18 protein-coding genes are annotated in these 20506 nt (G+C 47.7%); 13 read left to right on the forward strand and 5 right to left on the reverse strand.

Annotation, left to right across the window (positions count from 1 at the left end; all coding sequences use genetic code 11):
- Positions 1-197 precede the first annotated feature (197 nt).
- Positions 198-491 carry a hypothetical protein gene (locus GCE9029_RS16915; RefSeq protein WP_062664992.1) on the forward strand — a complete coding sequence of 98 codons (294 nt, stop codon included), beginning with the start codon at positions 198-200 and terminating at the stop codon, positions 489-491.
- Between the two features lie 76 nt (positions 492-567).
- Here the strand turns inward: GCE9029_RS16915 and GCE9029_RS16920 are convergent, their stop codons facing one another.
- The gene (locus tag GCE9029_RS16920) at positions 568-885 is read right to left on the reverse strand and encodes a hypothetical protein (RefSeq protein ID WP_062664994.1); all 318 of its coding nucleotides are present in this window, start codon (positions 883-885) and stop codon (positions 568-570) included.
- Positions 886-1293: 408 nt separating this feature from the next.
- On the opposite strand from GCE9029_RS16920, the gene GCE9029_RS16925 reads away from it, so the two are divergent.
- Together GCE9029_RS16925 and GCE9029_RS16930 are read left to right on the forward strand one after the other, a co-directional pair.
- Positions 1294-3249 (forward strand): methyl-accepting chemotaxis protein, encoded by a 1956-nt coding sequence (locus GCE9029_RS16925; protein ID WP_062664996.1) that lies wholly within the window; start codon positions 1294-1296, stop codon positions 3247-3249.
- A gap of 123 nt (positions 3250-3372) precedes the next feature.
- Positions 3373-4320 carry a GGDEF domain-containing protein gene (locus GCE9029_RS16930; protein WP_062664998.1) on the forward strand — a complete coding sequence of 316 codons (948 nt, stop codon included), beginning with the start codon at positions 3373-3375 and terminating at the stop codon, positions 4318-4320.
- 30 nt (positions 4321-4350) lie between these two features.
- Here GCE9029_RS16930 and GCE9029_RS16935 read toward each other — a convergent pair whose 3' ends face one another.
- Both GCE9029_RS16935 and GCE9029_RS16940 read right to left on the reverse strand, forming a co-directional pair.
- Positions 4351-4701: an SMR family transporter gene (locus GCE9029_RS16935; protein WP_062665000.1), complete on the reverse strand. Its 351-nt coding sequence runs from the start codon at positions 4699-4701 to the stop codon at positions 4351-4353.
- 132 nt (positions 4702-4833) lie between these two features.
- Positions 4834-5355 carry a DUF3332 domain-containing protein gene (locus GCE9029_RS16940; protein ID WP_062665002.1) on the reverse strand — a complete coding sequence of 174 codons (522 nt, stop codon included), beginning with the start codon at positions 5353-5355 and terminating at the stop codon, positions 4834-4836.
- 364 nt (positions 5356-5719) lie between these two features.
- On the opposite strand from GCE9029_RS16940, the gene GCE9029_RS16945 reads away from it, so the two are divergent.
- Entirely contained in the window at positions 5720-5899 is a 180-nt protein-coding gene (locus GCE9029_RS16945) for a DUF2986 domain-containing protein (RefSeq protein WP_062665004.1), read from the forward strand.
- A gap of 121 nt (positions 5900-6020) precedes the next feature.
- Entirely contained in the window at positions 6021-7817 is a 1797-nt protein-coding gene (locus GCE9029_RS16950; RefSeq protein ID WP_062665006.1) for a M3 family oligoendopeptidase, read from the forward strand.
- Between the two features lie 67 nt (positions 7818-7884).
- Here GCE9029_RS16950 and GCE9029_RS16955 read toward each other — a convergent pair whose 3' ends face one another.
- On the reverse strand, positions 7885-9477 hold the full coding sequence (locus GCE9029_RS16955; protein WP_062665008.1) for an ABC-F family ATPase: 1593 nt from the start codon (positions 9475-9477) through the stop codon (positions 7885-7887).
- Between the two features lie 258 nt (positions 9478-9735).
- Here GCE9029_RS16955 and GCE9029_RS16960 point away from each other — a divergent pair, with 258 nt between their 5' ends.
- From GCE9029_RS16960 to GCE9029_RS16990, 7 genes are all read left to right on the forward strand, one after another.
- The gene (locus tag GCE9029_RS16960; protein WP_062665010.1) at positions 9736-11544 is read left to right on the forward strand and encodes a GGDEF domain-containing protein; all 1809 of its coding nucleotides are present in this window, start codon (positions 9736-9738) and stop codon (positions 11542-11544) included.
- Between the two features lie 348 nt (positions 11545-11892).
- Positions 11893-12912, forward strand: coding sequence for a sensor histidine kinase (locus tag GCE9029_RS16965; protein WP_062665012.1), 1020 nt, complete (start codon positions 11893-11895; stop codon positions 12910-12912).
- A complete protein-coding gene (locus tag GCE9029_RS16970) occupies positions 12900-13649 on the forward strand; it encodes a LytR/AlgR family response regulator transcription factor (protein ID WP_062665014.1) in 750 nt (249 codons plus the stop codon). The genes GCE9029_RS16965 and GCE9029_RS16970 overlap by 13 nt, the downstream gene beginning before the upstream one ends.
- Positions 13650-13818: 169 nt before the next feature.
- The gene (locus GCE9029_RS16975; RefSeq protein WP_062665016.1) at positions 13819-14478 is read left to right on the forward strand and encodes a hypothetical protein; all 660 of its coding nucleotides are present in this window, start codon (positions 13819-13821) and stop codon (positions 14476-14478) included.
- 100 nt (positions 14479-14578) lie between these two features.
- Entirely contained in the window at positions 14579-15109 is a 531-nt protein-coding gene (locus GCE9029_RS16980) for a DUF4136 domain-containing protein (RefSeq protein ID WP_062665018.1), read from the forward strand.
- 434 nt (positions 15110-15543) lie between these two features.
- Entirely contained in the window at positions 15544-16782 is a 1239-nt protein-coding gene (gene codB / locus GCE9029_RS16985) for a cytosine permease (protein ID WP_062665020.1), read from the forward strand.
- 18 nt (positions 16783-16800) lie between these two features.
- Positions 16801-18081 carry a cytosine deaminase gene (locus GCE9029_RS16990; protein WP_062665022.1) on the forward strand — a complete coding sequence of 427 codons (1281 nt, stop codon included), beginning with the start codon at positions 16801-16803 and terminating at the stop codon, positions 18079-18081.
- A gap of 42 nt (positions 18082-18123) precedes the next feature.
- Here GCE9029_RS16990 and GCE9029_RS16995 read toward each other — a convergent pair whose 3' ends face one another.
- Positions 18124-19482: a DUF4397 domain-containing protein gene (locus GCE9029_RS16995; protein ID WP_062665024.1), complete on the reverse strand. Its 1359-nt coding sequence runs from the start codon at positions 19480-19482 to the stop codon at positions 18124-18126.
- Between the two features lie 427 nt (positions 19483-19909).
- On the opposite strand from GCE9029_RS16995, the gene GCE9029_RS17000 reads away from it, so the two are divergent.
- Positions 19910-20494 carry a chloramphenicol phosphotransferase CPT family protein gene (locus tag GCE9029_RS17000; protein ID WP_062665026.1) on the forward strand — a complete coding sequence of 195 codons (585 nt, stop codon included), beginning with the start codon at positions 19910-19912 and terminating at the stop codon, positions 20492-20494.
- Positions 20495-20506: the final 12 nt, after the last annotated feature.

Consider the following 20506-nt stretch of genomic DNA (forward strand, 5'->3'; position numbering starts at 1 on the left):
TCCTGTTCCGTTATAGACCGCTTCTATTAGCTTTTCTCTCCAAGCTTGACCTTCTTTGTTTTCAATTTTCGGTATTAAAAACAAGACTTCACCTGCCTTTTCTATACCCCATGTGCAGATAGTCACTTATGAGACAGGTTGAGAACACACTGTGAAGGTAGGCTGTCTATTCCCATGTCAGTAAGAGGAAGTATGACATGCAAACTCACAAGGAAATCATTACGGCTCTCAAGGCCACATTGCTCATCGTTGCTGCGACCAGTTTGGTGGGCTGTTCGACATCGCGTCATGATCAGCTTGCTGATTTAGGCTTTAGCACGCCATACATGGAAGGCTATGACGACGGTTGCCACAGCAAAGTCACTGCGGCACAAACCAATAGAGACGGCTATCGCCAAGACCCCGAGCGTATGTTTAAAGAGCCTCGCTATGCCAACGGCTGGAATGATGGCTATGAGCAATGCTTCGTCGCCAATAAGGAGTTTTACTAGGGTTGCTGACCTTAGCTCAAGGCTTTATAGGTATAAAAAATCCTGCGATTAAGCAGGATTTTTGTTTCCGTTATGCTTAATCATGGTCACGTGGAATCAACACACGTTTTTGAACCTCTCCACCATTTGACAACTTGGCAGTGAAAACCGCACTGCGCGTATAGGGTTCATCTGTCGTCACAAACACAAGGCCATTCTCTGGCGTAACATATTCATCCAACGTACCGCTCAGCGTGACAGTGGCTCCTTGCACAGGCTCGCCATTTTGTACCACTTTTACCCAGGCACCTTGCCCTGCAGTTACCACTCGCATACTGACATCTTCATTCATCATCCCTGCCGAAGCAGCAGATGAAACAGCAAAAAGACTTAACGCAATCATTATTTTTTTCATGATGACCTCTCCGTCATTTTTCGTCACACGTTACTCCCCCTAAAGATAGATCTGCATCTCACGTTCTGCCAGACGATAAATTCGAAAAACTCCAACAAAAATTTCGATATTTAAAGCACATACGAAATATGGACAAACTTAAAACCCAAGCAAATAGTGTTTCTGGAACTCCCGATTTGACCAGAAAAATTTGCAAAGCAAAATGACATTTCTTGCCGAATTCCCAACCTTCTTTTCAAAGCGCTTCGCCACCCCTAGCGTGAATAGAGTCGCAGCCAAACTGTGACCTGTCATAATTTTGCAACATTTTTCGTGACGAACACCAGAGGTGTCCTATATTTAAGACATCTTGTATAGGTCATTTCCCCCAAACGGTTTAGCTCACGAATAAATTGGACAGGAGACATCATGCGAATGGCATTCCCACAAACCATCAAAGCCCAGCTCTCGAGTGTCGTGATACTCATATTGTTATCCGTGGCGGTGTTTGCCATTTCTTTCCAACGCTCTTTCAGTGAACTGGAGACACTAGACGGTGCTTCGGTTGATATCCTGAAAAGCCAGACGTCCGTATTAATGCTTCGTCGACATGAAAAAGATTTTATGGCACGCAAAGAAGCCAAGTACAAAGAGAGATTTGATACCGAGTACGATGCACTGACCCAAAAACTGGTGACCGCAAAATCGAAACTTAACTCGCTGGATATGGAAGGCCACGAAGCCATTGATGCCATGCTGTACAAGTTGGAAAAATACCAACGCGACTTCAGCGCCTTGGTTAACCAGCGTCTGGAAATCGGTGCCTCCCACGACTTAGGGTTGAAAGGCACTGCTCGTGCTGCTTCCCATCGTGTTGAAAGGGAAATCCAGAAAGTGGATAACGACATGCTCTACAACAAGCTTTTGATGTTAAGACGCCACGAAAAAGACTTTCTGCTGCGCTCTGATACCCAGTATGTCGATAAATTCAACGCACTGATGGATGAACTGTCTCCTGCCATCGCAACGAGTGATATGCCCGCCAGTAACCGTCTTATCATGGAAACCGCACTGCGCGAATATCACAAAACCTTTAATGCATTGGCAACTGGCATGGAAGACGTAGGCTTAACACCGCAAAGTGGTTTGCATGGAAGTTTGCGTGCCTCGGTTCAAGAAGCTGAGAGACAAATGAGGGCGCTCAGTGAAGACTTGGTTACCGCCATCGATAGCCGTGAGAAAAGTGTTACCAAGCGATTGACGCTGATCGGCGGCGCGTTGGCGATTATTGTCTGCCTGACACTTGGACTGATTACCCGTTTAGTGACTCACAAAGTTTCCGTAGCGAATGCCTTGATGAAAAAGATCGCAGAAGGCGAAAGCTCGCTGCGGGTTCGAATGAACCTTCGTGGTAAAGATGAGTTGTCTGAAATGGCATCTTACTTCAATCAATTTATCGGTAATCTCCAGCACACGATGGAGAAAATTGCGGGTATCTCTTCAGAGCTTTCAAGTAACGCAAGACGCAGCCTGATGATGGCTAGCGATACCGCAACCAATGCAGAGAAGCAGCGCGCCGAGTCAGACTCTGTTTCTACGGCAATGACAGAAATGACGGCCACCAGCCGCGAGATTGCAGAAAGCGTATCGACAGCGGCAAACGTGGCCAAAGAACTCCAGGACTCGGCGCAAACCGGCCGTGAAGTGAATGGTGAAACGTCTGCCAAAGCCAACCAGCTCTCGGAAAGTATGCGCAGCGCCAGCGACAACATGCAGCGGCTCAATACCGACAGCGAAGAAATTGGTTCAGTCATTGATGTTATCCGCTCTATCACTGAACAAACCAACCTGCTTGCTTTGAACGCGGCGATAGAAGCAGCTCGTGCAGGTGATCAGGGGCGTGGCTTTGCGGTAGTTGCTGATCAGGTTCGGGAGCTCGCGATGAAGACCCACCAGTCAACAGATGAAATCACCAAGATTATTGAGCAACTACAAAACGGTATCCGTCACAGCGTCGACTTGATGAATCAGAGCAGTGAGATGGCCTCAATCAGTGTCGAACAAGCTCGGGAAGGCGCTTCGGTAATGGCTGCCATGGTTTCACAAATTGAAGATATTGCTGGTCAGAACCTACAAATCGCCACGGCTTCTGAAGAACAGACAGTGGTGACTGAGAGTGTAGACAGAAACATCATCGCCATTGTTGAGCTGGCAGAACATACAGCCAGCGCCGCGAAAAAATCCAACCAATCCGCCTCTGCCATCGAACAGTTGGCAAATGAGCTTGATAAGCTGGTTGGTACTTTCACTGGCCAATCACAACCGCAAGCTATTTCGACAAAAGACAGTAGCGAAAACGTCAATATGGCGTTTGCCCGCGCATAATGCATAAATTGGGGCGCTCCGGCGTCCCTCTTCTTTCGCTATCAAAGTCCCCTAATCTCTCGCTAACAAGCTACTGCTGTATATCGTCTATATTAATGAAAACACTCAAACATCGGGTTAACTATGAAAAAGCCAGAATTACCAGTCGATGAAACACACCGCCTGCAGGTACTGCATCACCTGAATATTCTTGATACTGGTAATGAAGAGCGCTTTGACAGACTTACCCGCCTCGCCAAGCAAATGTTTGGCTCAAAAATCGCCGCCATTAGTTTTATTGATATCAACAGGCAATGGGTGAAATCCGGTATTGGGTTGGAAACAGAATACCCAAGAGACATCAGTTTCTGTGCTCACACCATCCTGGACAGCGATCCTATGGTGGTCAACGACACCCAAGCCGATGTCCGCTTCTCAGATAATCCCCTTGTGCTTGGTGAGCCCAACATTCGCTTTTATGCAGGTTATCCAATTCGTCATGTTAGCGGCTCTCTACTCGGAACCCTTAGCATTGCTGATGATGAACCAAGAGGGTTTGATGATTACGACCTACGCTGCATGAAAGACATCGTCGATTTAGTTGAGAATGAGCTAGCCTCGATGCAACTCACCACTCAAGACCACCTCACCGGTTTGCTGAACGAGCACGGTTTCGAAGTGCTGTGCCAGAACAGCCTCAATATGTGTGAACGGCTCAATGCCCCGGCTTCGCTGGCGTTCTTCGATGTACGCGGATTAAAGATGATTAACAAGCTTCAAGGCAATGTGGAAGGCGACAGAGCGTTAGTCTTCTTTGCAGACTTATTGAAGTTTGGTTTTCGCGATTCCGATGTACTCGCACGTTTGGAAAGCGACAAATTTGCAGTACTGATGACTAACACACCCATCGCGAACACGCGGGATATTCTGGATAGATTCAAAGAGCGCGTTGATCGCTACGCGGTAGAGAATCGTCTCCCTTATACGTTGGATTATTACGTCGGCGTGTCTTGGGCTGAACCAGAAGCGGATTATGATTTCGGGCACCTGGTTGATGTTGCCCGAAATTTAGCCATCAAAGCGAAAGGATAATTAGGAAGACTAGTTAACCTCGGTGTCGCTTTAGTGCATTACTGAAGAAAACACGTTGATGATGACCACTCCGGCCACAATCAGAGACATGCCAATAACCGCTGGCAAATCCAACTGTTGCCCGTAAAACATCCAAGCCACTAAAGAGACCAACAAAATACCCGCTGCGCTCCATATCGCGTAAGCGATACCCAATGGCATCGATTTCACAGTGATAGACAGTAGATAGAAAGAAATGGCATAGCAGACCAGTACCGATGTGGTTGCAATCGGCTGCGTGAACGACTGGGTTTTCGGCATCATTGACGTAGCGACAATTTCAAAAAGAATAGCTACAGACAAAGTAACGAATGGCGGCAATGTGGTGATGAGTTTCAGCATAATGACTCAAACTTCCTCATGGTGCAGGTTAAATCGTATTGGCATCCTGCCCCAAAAATAACGAAGCCCTGCCAAGTGCAGGGCTTGTCATATCCAACTAAACCAGTCAGCTGGATATAATCAGCTAAACAATTATACGCGGTTTGCAGCGTATTGGTTAAGCTCTTCTACAGAAACTGCAGTGATGAATTCGTCGTTCAGGAAGAAGTTAACCATCTCACCGTCCTTCTCGCCACGCAGAATTTGAGTCGTGCCGTCTGCGTAAGCAACTGACATTTCGAGAGACTTGTCGTTCAGTTGTTTAACGTCAGCAGAAGAAATCTTGATTGGCGCGGTAGTCAGATCTTTATCCAGCTTTTGGTTGATCTTGATAACTGCGCTCATTGGGGTATCAGCAACTGCTGGAGATTTACCAGAAATTGGGTTGGTACCCGTCCAGAACTCGATTGAGTTAAAGATGAACAGGTCAGCCGCTGCTGCTACACCGTAAACTGGGCTCATCAGTACGTACAGACCTGCACGAGCATAGCGGTTATCTACAGCAGACAGGTTCAGTTTCATTACTGCACCTGAAGTCGCCATTTGACCGATACAACCTGTCAGAGACACCGTCAGAACTGCTGCTGCAACAGCTTTGATTGCAAATTTTTTCATCGTTTCACACACTGTGAGTTTAAAAAGTCGGCGAAGTATACAGTGTATTTTTATGATGAAAAGAGGCCATATTCCCCTTCCAACAGGCTCTGGCAACAACTGGTTTACAGGTAATTGTAAGCGCAAAGTCAGAGTGGTTAACCCTAAGTTAAATGCCGACGATATCAGTCTGTTTTTATTGCCCGAGTGAATGCCATGCATTCACCTTGTGAATATTAACAATTTCCTTTCTCAGCCTGTTTGTTTGCCGAAATTTTAAACAACCAACAATGCGTAAAGTACTCATCCTAAGTGCAAGCTGCGGCCCTTTCCTATACAATCCTCCACCTTCAATTTCAAAGGTCAACTGACCCTGGCTGTCACCATGAACCGTAAAAAGAAAATTATCCAAACGCTGAAAAAGAAAGATAAGAAACAGAAAGCCAAAATGCACAAAAGCAGCAAGCCCCGCTACATCTCTAAAGCTGAGCGCGAGAAAATGGCTCAACAAGAAGAAGTACAAACCGAAGCAGGCGAATCGGCACAGACTGATAACGAAGAGTAAGTGACACCACGCGCGTTTTTCCGACACAATGCAACGGAATGCATTGTGAAACCTGCCCCCTCCTGTTCATCACCTAGAGGATTGCGATAGAGTAATCCCGCCAATTGAAAAGGAGAAAGGCATGTCAGCACCAAGTTGGGACTTCTCATTTGTCTACCAAAGCCTTCAAGACACAGCGCTACAAAACGATCTCGCACGCTGCAGCGATAACATTGCAGCACTAAAAAATCTCTCACCCGATACCGTTGAAAACTGCCAACAAGCCCTCAGTTTGTTCGATGAAGCTTCTACCCTGCTTCAGTCGGCATCCAGCTACGCTGGTTGTCTGTCGACTGTCGACGCCACGGATGCCGAAGCAAAAACCGTGGTAGTTAAAGCGGACGTAATGGAGTCAAACCTCACACAGGCTTTTAGCCCGTTTGAAGATAAGCTGGCAACCAGCGATGCTGACTTTTTCGAAAGTGTGCTCAGCGGCTCAGACAGCACAGGGAGCTATCAACGCCACGCATTCAGCCTCACCCGTTTGCGTGAACAGCAGGTCTTCCGTCTTTCGGTGCCTGAAGCGCAGTTGCTGTCAGCTATGCAGGTAGACGGTAAAAACGCATGGGGCCGTCTCTACGACGACATTACAGGCACACTGAAAGTCAGTCTCAAATTCCCAGATGGCAGCGAAGAAGAAATGGGGCTGTCACAAGCAGCAAGCCTGCTTTACGGTGGTGATACTTATCGACGTGAGCCAGCCTGGCATGCAATTCGCGAAGCCATGGGCAAACAAGAAGTCACCTTCGCTGCCATCCTGAATGCCCTAGCAGGCAATCGACTCACCGAGTATGAAAAACGCAGCCATACCAAACCACTGCATTTCCTCGACCCCGCGCTTGAAGAAGCCCGTATTGTGCAACCAACGTTGGATGCCATGCTGGATGCCACCAAAGCCAGTCAGGATCTCTCCCGTCGCGCAGCAAAAGCGATGGCCAAAGTGTTTGGCACTAGTCAGTTGAAGCCTTGGGATGAGATGGCGGCCATGCCGTCATTTGGCGCATCAAAGCCTGCGTTGTATTCGTTTGAAGAGGCGATTGCCATCATCCGTAAGGCGTTCGAAAGCGTCGACAAAGAAATGGCCGAGTTCGTCGATATGATGGTCGAGAAAAACCTGATTGATGCAGCGCCACAGCCAAACAAAAGCATGGGGGCTTACTGCACCAAGATTGCCAAAACCCGCACGCCACTGGTGTTTATGAGTTATGGCGGCAGTATGTCTGATGTATTAACGCTTGCACATGAGCTAGGCCACGCATTCCACAACTGGGTGATGCGCGATATGCCATTCGTCGAAACTGAGTATCCGATGACTTTGGCAGAAACCGCCTCAATCTTTGCAGAGAACGTGGTACGTGACGCCCTGCTAGAGAAAGCAGAGAGCGACAGTGACAAACTACTGATGCTCTGGGAAGAAGCTCAAACCGCAGTTGCGTTGATGCTCAACATTCCGGTGCGTTATGGGTTTGAAAAAGCCTTCTATGAGCAAAGACAGCAAGGCGAATGCTCGTCTGCGAAGCTCCGCGCTTTGATGGCGGAAACCTGGAATGAATGGTATGGAGATGCTATGTCTGAGCCTAACGATCTGTTCTGGGCAACTAAATTGCATTTCAGCATCGCCGAAATCAGTTTCTACAACTATCCGTACTTGTTTGGTTATCTTTTCAGTACCGGTGTATATGCTAGACGCGCTGAAAAGGGCTCAGCCTTCTACAGCGACTACAAAGCACTGCTGAGAGACACTGGCAGAATGAGCGCGGAAGACGTGGCAAAAGCTCATTTAGGCGTCGATTTGACTAAGCCGGACTTCTGGCAGCAAAGTATCCAGATCGCCGAGAAACGTATTGAAGCATTTGAAGCGCTGGTCGAAAAGATCTAGCTCCTGAGTTCAGATACAAAAACACCCGCCGAAGCGGGTGTTTTTCTTTTTGTCATTGAAGTCTTGATTAGCCTTCAATGCCGCGTGATTTCAGGAACTCAGCATAAGTGCCTTTGAAGTCAGTGATCTTGCCGTCACGGATTTCAATAATACGGGTTGCCAGCGAGTCAACGAACACACGGTCATGCGACACGAAGAACAGTGTGCCTTTGAATTGCTCCAAAGCCGTGTTCAATGACTCGATAGATTCCATGTCCATGTGGTTGGTTGGTTCGTCCATCAGCAGCATGTTTGGTTTGTGCATCATGATCTTACCAAGCAGCATACGACCTTGCTCACCACCAGACAGGACTTTTACAGACTTCTTGATGTCATCCTGAGAGAACAGCATACGGCCAAGGAAACCACGCACGGTTTGCTCGTCATCGCCTTCTTGTTGCCACTGCCCCATCCAATCCATCAGGTTCATGTCTTTTTCGAAGTCATGAGCATGATCCTGAGCGTAGTAACCAATGTTTGAGTTCTCAGACCATTTGTACTCACCGGTACGTGGTTCAAGTACGCCTGCCAGCGTGTTCAGAAGAGTGGTTTTACCCACGCCGTTCTCACCGATAATGGCAACGCGCTCACCCACCTCAAAAATACCGCTGAAGTTAGCGAACAAATCAGCTTCAAAACCTTGGCTCAGGTTTTCGACTTCCAGTGCGTTACGGAACAGTTCTTTTGACTGCTCAAAACGAATGAATGGGTTCTGACGGCTCGATGCCTTCACTTCACTCAGTTGAATCTTATCGATTTGCTTCGCACGTGAAGTCGCTTGTTTTGCTTTAGAGGCGTTTGCAGAGAAACGCGCAACGAAGGTTTGAAGTTCAGCAATCTGTGCTTTCTTCTTCGCATTGTCTGCCAGCAGACGCTCGCGTGCCTGCGTCGCTGCTGTCATGTATTCGTCGTAGTTACCTGGGTAAACACGCAGTTCGCCGTAGTCCAGGTCAGCCATGTGGGTACACACTGAGTTCAGGAAGTGACGGTCGTGCGAGATGATGATCATGGTGCAGTTACGCTCGTTCAGCGTATCTTCCAGCCAACGGATGGTGTCGATATCCAGGTTGTTCGTCGGTTCGTCAAGCAACATGATATCTGGATCAGCAAACAGAACCTGTGCCAAAAGCACACGCAGTTTCCAGCCCGGTGCTACCGCGCTCATCAGGCCATAGTGCTGTTCAACAGGAATGCCGACTGCCAGCAGCAATTCGCCAGCCTTGGACTCTGCCATGTAGCCGTCCATCTCAGCAAACTCAACTTCCAGGTCAGCCACACGCATACCGTCTTCTTCGCTCATTTCTGGCAGCGAGTAGATACGGTCACGCTCTTGCTTTACTTCCCACAGCTCTTTGTGACCCATGATAACGGTGTCGATAACCGTGAAATTTTCGTAAGCAAACTGGTCCTGGTTCAGCTTGGCAACGCGCTCATTCGGATCAACGCTAACGTTGCCGCTGGTTGGTTCCAATTCACGGCTCAGGATCTTCATGAACGTCGATTTACCACAGCCGTTCGCGCCGATTAGGCCGTAACGGTTACCTTCACCGAACTTAACGGAAATGTTTTCGAAAAGTGGCTTGGCGCCGAATTGCTGGGTGATATTAGCTGTACTAAGCAAGGCAATAATCCTGAACTGAGAATGGAAAACGCCGCAAGACTACAGAGTTCAGTCCACTACTTCAAGCAAACGGAGAAACAAGTCACATTTCTGTCATTACCAGCCCCGTTTTGCGGAAAAAATTTGCGCCACGTCCCAAGCTCCTACATTCCACCTGCAAGACCCCAAATTCGGGGAATTTCTAACTACACTTACTGGATTACTTTGTCTCAAATTAAGAACAGCCGTCGGCAGTCCAAGAACACTTTCGAGACCACTATGAATAATAAAACTAACTCGACATTTTCCCGCTTCATTAGCTTGCCTATCCTTGGTCTGGTTGTCGGCGCATTTTTTACGACTATGCTGGTTGCTGTAGCCTCTTCCAATGCTTCAGCAGATGCCGGGGCAAAGCAGGTGCTGTATATCAATGCGTTTCACCGTGGATATGGCTGGAGTGATGAAATAGAGAGCGGGATCCGAGATACTTTTGATGCATCCGGAACCAATATCGATCTGTCCGTGGTTTACCTCGACTCTCTGCGCCATGAAGTAGAAGCAGTCAGTGAGAAAGTCGCAGAGCTATTAGCGCTTAAGAAAGTCGCTGATTCCAAGGACCTCATTATCACATCAGACAATGCAGCGCTCGATTTTGCCTTGCGCCATCAAAAAACACTCTTCCCGAACCAATCAATTCTTTATACCGCGCTGAAAGATTACTCTGCCGAGACATTAAGCCAGTCTTTGAATTCAACCGGGATATCTGAGTACACAGACTATAAAAATGCCGTCGACCTGGCTTTGTCACTTCATAGTGATGCGCGATCTATCGTATTTATCGGCACAACCGAAGAAGGCCATAACCAACGGGTGGTAGACATCGTCAAAGAAACAGTTCTTCCTGCTTACACTGACATTCTTGATACTGAAATCATCGTCGATAAATCTATAGAAGCACTGGATAAGGAATTGAGCCAGTTCCCTGCGAATTCTTTGGTTTTTCTGCTTAGCAACACTCTACCTAAGTCAGATGGGACGGAGTACAGCCCAGCAGAAACAGCCCGACTGCTTTCCTCGATCACTCCCTTCCCCGTTTATACCTATTGGCACTCACACATCGGTCACGGGGCTATCGGGGGTCAGATAGTTACTGGTTACAGTCAGGGTAAGGCGGCCGCTCAGCTAGCGCTTGAAGTACTTTCAAAAGACGTAGCCACCGCACTTCCCTCTGCAAAGTCTGCACCTGCTTCCTTGTTTTTCGACCTCGATTCTTTGGACAAGCACAATATATCTCGAGATGCCTTGCCTGAAGGTACGCGCTTTATTAACTATCAACCACCTATTTGGCAGGAATACAAAACTGAAGCCTTAACCACACTGGTGATCATATTCGGCCTCGCTTCCTTAGTTCTTGCTTTCTCACTGCTGACCAAAAGACAAAGTGAAACCATTCACCAGATCAGCGATGAAAATGTCGAACTCACCCATGCGTTAGATTTGAATCAAGAAGCACTTGATGATGTGACCCACCAGCTCGAAGAAGTGAATCCGATTGATGAACTGACTGGATTGAGCAATTTCCGTCATTTCAACGATATGCTAGACAAAGAACTGCGCCGGGCCAGTCGCTACAAAACTCCACTCAGTCTACTGATGATATCGGTAGACCAGTTTGAAGGTTACAAATCAGCGCAGGGTGAAGAGAAAGCCAACGCTGTGCTTACAGGGATCAGTCAAGTCATCTCTGAAACCTGTCAACGCTCATCTGACGTGCTGGCCCATTTAGTCGATGAAAAGTTTGCCATCATCCTTCCGCACACGACACGCGAAAACTCGCACATTGTTTGCCAGAAATTGCACGACCATTTACGCGCTAAAAATCTGCCCTTTATCCTTTCCAGCACGGGCGCTGTCACCCTCAGTATCGGCTTATCATCGCTTGAAGCGAGTGGCGAACGCATTAATCCCCAGCATATGTTCAATACCAGCGAGATGATGCGAATCGATGCAGAGAAACAAGGTGGGAACGGAACCCGCTCTGATGTTATCGCCACACATTCTGAGCCGGGCTCTTCAAACAACGGTTAGCGTTAAAAGAGACTTCCCTTCACTCCCAAATAGCACCGATCATCATGATATCGGTGCTTTTATCGCATTGCGCTTTCACTCTCTCTCAATTCGGTTAATGTGGCTTCGTTGGTTGTTTTTCCTTAGATTTTTACGGAAAAGCTACTGTGCATCCGAAATACCTTATCGAAAGGCGCGCATGTTTTATGCTGCGCCTCTTTTTTAAGCCGAAAACAAGAACATCTCTACCCATAAAAATAAGTCGGGAATCAAAATTCTCGATCATCTTCACCAATATAAGGACGGCAAGGTATTTCAAGGAAAAACAATAAAAACTAACATCTCATTTGTTAGGAAAGATAGAGCACAATGAACCCTACAATCCCATACCTAGAACGCACACGCGTCCTCGTCGTTATCGGAATTTGTTCTGTAATTGCATACATTACAGGCTTTCTTTTCGGCGGCGCATTTTTCTATCATCTAGCCATTTCACTTGGCTACGGTATCACCTTCAACTTTCTGCACGTTTTTCTGCTGCGAAACTTCCCACAATGGTCAAATCCGGCACGTACCGCAATTGCTATTACGACAGGATCGATCATCGGCACCATGAACATGCAGTTGTGGATATACCAATACCGGGGGTTTTGGCGCCCTGAGGTGCTGTTACCCACGCTGATATTCACGGTATCAGTCGCAATATTTACTGCTTGCTTTTTCATCATGCGTGAGCGGGCAAGGCAAGCCGAAAACGACCTTAAAGACTCAAAGCTTCAACAGGCCGAACAGGAAAAGGCATTAATCAATAGCCAGCTAAAAAGTCTTCAAGGCCAGATGGAGCCTCACTTTTTATTTAATACACTCGCGAACATCCAGGTGCTGATAGACATTGACGCCCCTAAGGCCAAAGTGCTGCTAGAGAAAATCACTGATTTACTTCGCGCCAGCTTGAAGCAACAGCGCAAAGACACAGTTTCACTCAATGACGAGTTAAAACTCCTTGATAGCTACCTTTCCATTCAGCAAATTCGTCTGTCTGATCGTATGGGATTTGAAATCAAGGTTGACCCATCTATTTCAAAACAAACCCGAATTCCACCCTTTCTGATCCAGCCAGCCGTAGAGAATGCTGTGGTTCACGGTATTGAGCCTTCAGTAAAAGGGGGCTACATCCAAATCAACTTCTCGAAACAGGAAGACGTGCTCACCGTTGAAGTTTCCGATAACGGTATCGGATTCAATGACGGCTCCAAAGGAAATGGAGTGAGCATGAGAAACGTGAAAGAACGCCTTTCAACACTCTATGGCGAGAAGGGACGACTCAAACTCATTCCCCATCAAGGAGGGGGATTCACGACAAGGATTTCATTTCAATGCGAGCAATAATTGCTGATGACGAACCCATTCTTCGTCATCATTTGAGTCGACTGCTTGGTGCAGTTTCATCAGATATTGATGTGGTTGGCAGTGCGAAAGACGGCATTGAAGCTTTGGACCTCATCAAGAAACTTCAACCTGATGTGGTATTTCTAGATATCAGAATGCCTGGGTTAGATGGGTTGGAAGTCGCCAATCTCATCGGAGAAATGAAAAACCCGCCCCGCATTGTTTTTGTCACTGCATACGATCATTACGCCATTGAAGCATTTGAACATGGCGCGATTGACTACCTGATCAAGCCTATCGATGAAAAACGCCTCACCAAAACCTGCGCGCGTTTAAAAACTCGAACCAAACCGACACTCAATGCTGATGAGTTCACCCAAATCCTCTCCCAGGCACAGGAAAAACGATGCGCGCCTCTCACTTGGCTGAAAGCGGCAAAAGGTGAAGATATTCACCTGATTCATGTTGATGACGTTGAGTATTTTAGGGCAGAAGATAAGTACGTCACTGTCGTCACTAACGACTCGGAATACATCATTCGCACACCGCTGCGAAATCTATCCCAAATGCTGTGCGAAGAAACGTTCTGGCAGATTCATCGCTCGGTAATCATAAAAGTATCCGCGATTGGCCGAGTGTTTAAAGACATCACAGGTAAAATGGTCGTTGAAGTGGCTTCAAACCAAAACCAACTGCCTGTCAGTCGAAACGCCCACTCTCTGTTCAAACAAATGTAAAACTCTTATTCAGGCAGCCGAAAGCTGCCTGAATCGTACTAGTCATTTCAAATCCGCCAAATGCTGTTTATCAGCCAAAACTGCATTTGGTCTCATCGCCCTTTTCTTTCGAACAATCTGCTGTAGCTTGGCAACCTGAAACAACGTCAACCCCCTCAGGAGAAACGCAATGAAGATTAAGGACAATTGGCTGAGCCGCATCGCGCTGTTTAGTATTGTCGTTATCATTGCGGCAACTCCGGCCTGGTTAAATCAGGTTAATGCTGGCCCTATGCAAAAGACGCTTCAAGACGCCTTCATGGATGCCAGCACGGGTAATAGTGATGCAGGCGAGCACGTTCTCAGTGCCGTTGAAGACCTGCTCATTCAATACCCGGAAGATGCGTTACTAACGGCTTACTACGGCAGCACTATGTCAATGAAAGCTCGTGACGCCTGGTTCCCTTGGAATCGCCAGAAGTTTTCGCAAATCGGTGTCGACTCACTCAACAAATCATTAAATCAACTATCAGATGAGTCGTTCGACAAACCATATTACGGGCTCAATGAAGGGCTTTACATACAGTCGCTTGCTGCCATCACCTTCATTAACCTACCTGAATCTCTCGACCAGCGCGAACGCGGCTTTGCCATGCTCAAAGATATGATGGCATCGGAAGAGTTGGGTTACTATCCTTTCGGCCCGCGCGCCTGGATTCATATTGGAGCAGTTAAAGCCGCAATAAATATGGAAGACGCGCCTACGGCTACCAAGTGGGCCAACGAGATGCAGCGCCTTGCCCCGACCCACCCCTACACGCAACAAGCACTGGAATTGATCGAAAACTAATCGACCGCCGTCCAAATACGCAACTTTCTGCCCATCGCTGGGGTCTATACCCATATATTCTTATTACCACGATCCTTAGCTCCCAAGACGAGGCGATGTTATGTCCGCGCGAATTCTCTCCGTTCTCTTTGTGCTCTTACTTGGCGGTTGTGCCAAAAGCGTTTACACCGATTTTGACCAACAGTTCCCCTATCAGGAAATAGAGACCTACGATATTGCAATGAAGTCGTCGACGTCTCCGATCTCATTGGATGACAGTCGCATTGAACGAGCGCTGGAAAAAGAAATGGCGGCAAAAGGAATTCAGGAAACAGACACATCCCCAAATGTGACATTACGCTATTTCGTGCAACCAAAAACCGAAGCCGTGGCATATGGACCCTCTTTTAGCTTTGGCTATGGCAGCCGCCGTTTTGGTGCCCGCTATGAAACACCGGTTAGAATTGAAGAAAGAGATTATGGTCAGTTGGTCGTAGAGATGGTCGATAACCAAAGCAATCAAGTTGTTTGGCGCGCGGTATCCAACAGAAAACTCACTGATAGCATGACACCTTCAAGTAAGAATGAGTTTATCAATGAACAGGTGAAAGACATGTTTGCAAACTTCCCCCCTTCTGTGGGCGAAGAATAAGCGACTTTATTTTCAGTTCTGACCATTACATCTAAAAAGAATATCATAACCTTTATTTTTCGCGGTCATCGCTGATTTTTTAGCTGCTCGTATTCGAGAGCAGCTAAAAACTGCCCTCAAATTTCCATCAACAACTGCTTTTGGCATTCAATTTTCTTCAACCGTCGACTTTTAAACAAATTCTGATTTTAACATCGTGTTTATAAACTTTTCGGGGTACAGCAACCGATTACAACCGTGACATCTGTCTGTGCAACGCCGTACAGCCACACAAACAGTCCTTCATATTCAATAAGTTAAAAACAAGATATCCAATAACCAACAAAAACAGACCTTATTCAATTGACATCACCTTTTTCGTCGATAAAATACCGCGCCGTTTAACCGATAGAATCTCATATCGGGCGCGTTTCTCTTTGTTATTGAGGTGTAAAATGGCGGCGGACAACAACTACAGCCTGGGACCAGTTCCCCAGTCAGCTCGAAAGGGCATCCTATCCCTGACGATGGTCATGTTGGGATTAACCTTCTTTTCGGCGAGCATGTGGACAGGAGGAACGTTAGGCACTGGCCTCTCCTTCAAAGATTTCTTCCTCGCAGTTCTCATCGGTAATCTTCTCCTCGGTATTTACACTTCATTTCTTGGTTACATTGGCGCTTCTTCTGGCCTTTCTACTCACCTTCTTGCTCGATTCTCCTTCGGAACCACAGGTTCCTGGCTTCCTTCTCTCATTCTCGGTGGTACACAAGTTGGTTGGTTCGGTGTTGGCGTTGCCATGTTTGCCCTGCCAGTCCAGAAAGCAACAGGCATTGATACCAACATCCTGATTGCAGTCGCCGGTCTCGCCATGACCGCCACCGTTTATTTCGGTATCTCAGCCCTTATGGTTCTCTCCGCCATCGCCGTTCCTGCTATTGCCCTTCTCGGCGGATACTCAGTCATCGAAGCTGTCGACAGTCTGGGTGGTATCGAAAAACTCCAGCTCATCTCTCCTGACAACCCGATGTCTTTCTCAACCGCGCTGGTTCTGGTGGTCGGCTCTTTCATTTCTGCAGGCACACTAACGGCTGATTTTGTGCGTTTCGGCAAGAGCGCGAAGGGTGCTGTCGTTGTGACCATGGTGGCGTTCTTTATCGGTAACAGTCTGATGTTTATCTTCGGAGCAGCAGGCGCAGCAGCAACTGGTCAGTCAGACATTTCTGAAGTGATGATGATGCAAGGGCTATTGCTTCCAGCAATCATTGTGCTTGGCTTGAACATTTGGACGACGAACGATAACGCCCTATATGCATCTGGCCTTGGTTTCTCCAATATCACTGGCTTGCCAAGTAAATACCTGTCCGTTGCCAACGGTATTATTGGTACCCTGTGTGCACTGTGGCTCTACAACAACTTTGTTGGCTGGCTGACCTTCCTTTCAGCAGCGATTCCGCCGATTGGTGGTATCATCATTGCCGATTTCATCAAGCACCGCGCGCGTTACAAAGATTTTGCCAACGCCGAGTTTAAGACCGTGAACTGGGCAGCGATTGGTGGCGTTGCTGCCGGTATTGCAGCTGGACACCTGCTGCCTGGGATCGTGCCTTTGAACGCCGTATTGGGCGGTGCAATCAGCTATCTTGTACTGGATATGCTAAACGATAATAAGAAGACTAAATCTGCTCGCGTGTGAGCCAAAGAGGAAACCTCAATGTCAGCATCTCTACTGATTAAAAATGTTGTTATTCGTGGTCAGGAAAAGGCATCGCAAATCCTGATCGAAGATGGCGTAATCCGCGCTATCGAAGACAACAACGCCGAGCTGAAAACAGACGCAACTGTCATTGATGCAGAAGGCGGAATGGCAATGCCACCTTTCTGTGAACCCCACATCCACCTAGACACCACTCAAACTGCGGGTGAACCAAGTTGGAATATTTCGGGCACCTTGTTTGAAGGTATCGAGCGCTGGGCTGAGCGCAAAGCCATGCTGTCTATCGAAGACGTTAAAAAACGCGCCAAACAAACCCTGAAATGGCAAATTGCTAACGGTATCCAGCACGTCCGCACTCACGTGGATGTATCAGACCCTACTCTGACCGCATTGAAAGCCATGATTGAAGTGCGTGAAGAAATGAAGCCTTGGGTTGATATTCAAATCGTGGCTTTCCCTCAAGAGGGCATTCTCTCCTACCCGAATGGTAAGGAGTTACTGGAAGAAGCAGTGAAAATGGGTGCCGATGTTGTAGGTGCCATTCCACACTTCGAATTCACCCGCGAATACGGTGTGGAATCTCTCCACTACGCCTTTGAACTCGCACGTAAATATGACCGCCTGATTGACGTGCACTGTGACGAAATTGACGACGAACAATCACGCTTTGTCGAAACTGTAGCAGCGCTCGCACACAAGTACGAGATGGGGCACAAAGTGACGGCCAGCCACACAACGGCGATGCATTCCTACAATGGTGCTTACGCGTCTCGCCTGTTCCGCTTGCTACGTATGTCTGGCATCAGTTTCGTCGCCAACCCTTTGGTCAATATTCACCTGCAAGGTCGTTTTGATGACTATCCAAAGCGCCGTGGTGTTACCCGGGTAAAAGAAATGCTGGCATCAGACATCAACGTTTGTTTTGGTCATGATGATGTATTCGATCCTTGGTATCCATTGGGTACCGCCAACATGCTGCAAGTGCTTCACATGGGTCTACATGTTTGCCAAATCATGGGTTACGACCAACTCAACCAATCGTTGGATCTCATCAGTCATCACTCGGCAAAAACACTGAACATTCAAGACAACTACGGTGTGGAAGTTGGCAAGCCGGGTAACTTGCTTATCCTCCCTGCTGAGAACGACTTTGACGCGCTGCGTCGTCAGGTGCCTGTTCGCTACTCGATCCGTGCAGGTAAAGTGATTGCAGACACTCAACCTGCTACCACATCATTACACCTTGAAGAGACTGAAGCCGTCACCTTTAAGCGTTAATAGAAAGCCCCGCAAACGCGGGGCTTTTTCTTATCCACTGAATCAGTTCAGCTCGTCAAAACCATTTACGCCCAACGGAGCACCACCGCTGGCCGCATCTTGAGCGACAGCACCATACAACTTTCCGCCTTCGAAATTCACTGTCAGCGGACCGATAGCGACCGTTTTCGAGCCTGCGGGTGTTACTGAAATCACTGCCTCTCCCGGCATCAAGCCGACGCCTGTGATGGTCTGCTTGTAGGCAAAATTGCTGATAGTCGGACTCGCACTGGAAATATCTGCCGTCGGTGTAATGTAAACATCCACAGTTCCAGCGGAAACAGAGCCATGAACCAATGACACTTTGGCTTCTGTAGCAACTTTGCGGCGGTCTTCTTCAAATGGCAGCAATTCAATATCAAACGCATCTGATGCATCTACTGAACCCAACACAATAGCGTTGTAGAATTTACCTTGCTCAAGTGGCACTGGCACATCCTTCAGTACGTCTGTTGTCAGAGATGGCACATTCACAGTGACGTCCTGCGTGCCAGCAGGAACCTGCAAGAATGGAGATTCGTTCAAATAAGTCAGGCCCGCAACGGCTGGCGTCGCACTGTTGTTTAGCACGACATTCACTGCTGGTGCATCAGCTACACCATGAACCGCACGCAGGTCTGCGCCTGTCGTTTGGTCAAAAATCACTGACGCGCCTTTGCCAGACGCAGCAACCAATACAACGGGAGATGTGGTGTTGCCGCCATAAACGTTCGGCGCGGCAGTCACCAACAAGTCAGTCCCGGAAGCCAATGGCACAGTTCCGCTATCAAAGACCACAGTCTTAGTTCCCTCCGGTGTAATGCGAATGCGGTAATCCCCCGCAGGAACTGAAAGCTGGTCGCTGAACTGGCGATAGCTCAGCGTCAAAGTGGGCGAAACCGATGCAATGTCATCACCCGGTGCTGTTACATAGATATCGACTGCAGGTACAGCCGGGGAGCCGTGCACGGCCTGAAGCCTGACATAGCCGCTCGCGACAGCAGAGTCGGCATTTTCAACCACCAGCACTTCGAGCGTGTTGTCAGCAACACTCCCCAACGCTACGGCAGAATAATTGCGCTCAGCTTTCAGATCATAATCTTCGATCAGAACCGTGGGTGTTGCCTGGTCTGGTAATTGTGCATTCACTTTAACGTTGTAGTTCTGCGATGCTACCTGCTTGAATCCACTACTTTCCCCATAGTCCAGTCCATCAACCAGCGCAGATTGATTCGCCAGAATATTCACTTTCGGTGCGTCGGCACCAGCATGAATCACCCTGAGTGAAGCTTGGGTATGAGAATTTCCTCCTCCGCTGCTTCCACCACAGCCGTATAGCGAAAAGCCTAAAATCACATACAGAATCATTAGCCATTGTTTCATCTCGTCACTCCTCTTTTTTCAACGAGTGACTGTGTTACACAACAGCGTACGGGTGGGATCAGAAGGTCAAATTTGAAGGTTGCTGCATGCAAATACCAACGTAAGGACAAGCTGTTAGAGAAAGTGATCCAAGAGAGAACAACGGCTTTTCATACAACATTTTGTATTTTATAGATAACGCAAAAACAATCGCACAACCTTCACTACCATTGGCTCAGTTCATTAAGATACTCTAATATAACCAGTGATTTATCTTAGTCTCTGTAACGAAACAAAATTCGCAAAATAACACCATGATTTTTGTGTGAACTCTGCTTAAATTTGCAGCCACTTTCCTGTACATAAAATCGACATAAGCATCTAATTACATATTCGTATTGCCAGTTGGTAATGGAATATAAAAATACGATCAGACAAAGTTGGTGACATGTTTCCACAAATTATTATTCTCAACGGAACGGGCAGTGCGGGGAAAACCAGCATTGCCAAAGAACTCATTGAACGCTTACCTCGCCAGTACCTGAACTTCAGCATTGATAGCGTGCTTTACGCCCTACCCCCTTCCGATCTGAAAGCCATGATGGAAGGTAAACCTATCTTTCGGGAAGGGTACAACTACCCCACCTTAGTCGAAGGCTATCACCAAGCCGCGAAAGGATTAGCCAAAGCTGGCTGCTACTTGATCCTCGATAACGCCTGGACAATAGACGAAGAAAAGCGAAACCTTCTGACCGCGTTGGAAGGATTTAACATTTGCATGGTTGGGGTGAAATGCCACTTGCTCATCGCAGCAAAGCGGGAGAAAGAGCGCGGAGACCGAGCAATTGGGCTGGCTGAGAGTGAATATAACCACGTACACCAGCACCTGCATTACGATATTGAGCTTGATACCACAAATCAGTCACCGGAAGCGGCAACGGTAGAGTTGCTTAAATGGCTGGAAACCAACCCTACATTGTTGGGCGCTCAGCGCAGTCAGAAAAAGCTCAAAGCATGTTTAAGTGCGGCTTAAATTAGCTCTACG

Origin of the sequence: Grimontia celer (genome assembly GCF_900055185.1) — a bacterium.
Lineage (GTDB): Bacteria > Pseudomonadota > Gammaproteobacteria > Enterobacterales > Vibrionaceae > Enterovibrio > Enterovibrio celer.

Coding starts and splice junctions, on each gene's coding strand:
- GCE9029_RS16990 (WP_062665022.1), top strand. CDS start 16,801: ATGTCAGCATCTCTACTGATTAAAAATGTTGTTATTCGTGGTCAGGAA.
- GCE9029_RS17000 (WP_062665026.1), top strand. CDS start 19,910: ATGTTTCCACAAATTATTATTCTCAACGGAACGGGCAGTGCGGGGAAA.
- GCE9029_RS16925 (WP_062664996.1), top strand. CDS start 1,294: ATGCGAATGGCATTCCCACAAACCATCAAAGCCCAGCTCTCGAGTGTC.
- GCE9029_RS16980 (WP_062665018.1), top strand. CDS start 14,579: ATGTCCGCGCGAATTCTCTCCGTTCTCTTTGTGCTCTTACTTGGCGGT.
- GCE9029_RS16965 (WP_062665012.1), top strand. CDS start 11,893: ATGAACCCTACAATCCCATACCTAGAACGCACACGCGTCCTCGTCGTT.
- GCE9029_RS16945 (WP_062665004.1), top strand. CDS start 5,720: ATGAACCGTAAAAAGAAAATTATCCAAACGCTGAAAAAGAAAGATAAG.
- GCE9029_RS16950 (WP_062665006.1), top strand. CDS start 6,021: ATGTCAGCACCAAGTTGGGACTTCTCATTTGTCTACCAAAGCCTTCAA.
- GCE9029_RS16970 (WP_062665014.1), top strand. CDS start 12,900: ATGCGAGCAATAATTGCTGATGACGAACCCATTCTTCGTCATCATTTG.
- GCE9029_RS16930 (WP_062664998.1), top strand. CDS start 3,373: ATGAAAAAGCCAGAATTACCAGTCGATGAAACACACCGCCTGCAGGTA.
- GCE9029_RS16915 (WP_062664992.1), top strand. CDS start 198: ATGCAAACTCACAAGGAAATCATTACGGCTCTCAAGGCCACATTGCTC.
- GCE9029_RS16920 (WP_062664994.1), bottom strand. CDS start 885: ATGAAAAAAATAATGATTGCGTTAAGTCTTTTTGCTGTTTCATCTGCT.
- GCE9029_RS16975 (WP_062665016.1), top strand. CDS start 13,819: ATGAAGATTAAGGACAATTGGCTGAGCCGCATCGCGCTGTTTAGTATT.
- GCE9029_RS16935 (WP_062665000.1), bottom strand. CDS start 4,701: ATGCTGAAACTCATCACCACATTGCCGCCATTCGTTACTTTGTCTGTA.
- GCE9029_RS16960 (WP_062665010.1), top strand. CDS start 9,736: ATGAATAATAAAACTAACTCGACATTTTCCCGCTTCATTAGCTTGCCT.
- GCE9029_RS16940 (WP_062665002.1), bottom strand. CDS start 5,355: ATGAAAAAATTTGCAATCAAAGCTGTTGCAGCAGCAGTTCTGACGGTG.
- GCE9029_RS16995 (WP_062665024.1), bottom strand. CDS start 19,482: ATGAAACAATGGCTAATGATTCTGTATGTGATTTTAGGCTTTTCGCTA.
- codB (WP_062665020.1), top strand. CDS start 15,544: ATGGCGGCGGACAACAACTACAGCCTGGGACCAGTTCCCCAGTCAGCT.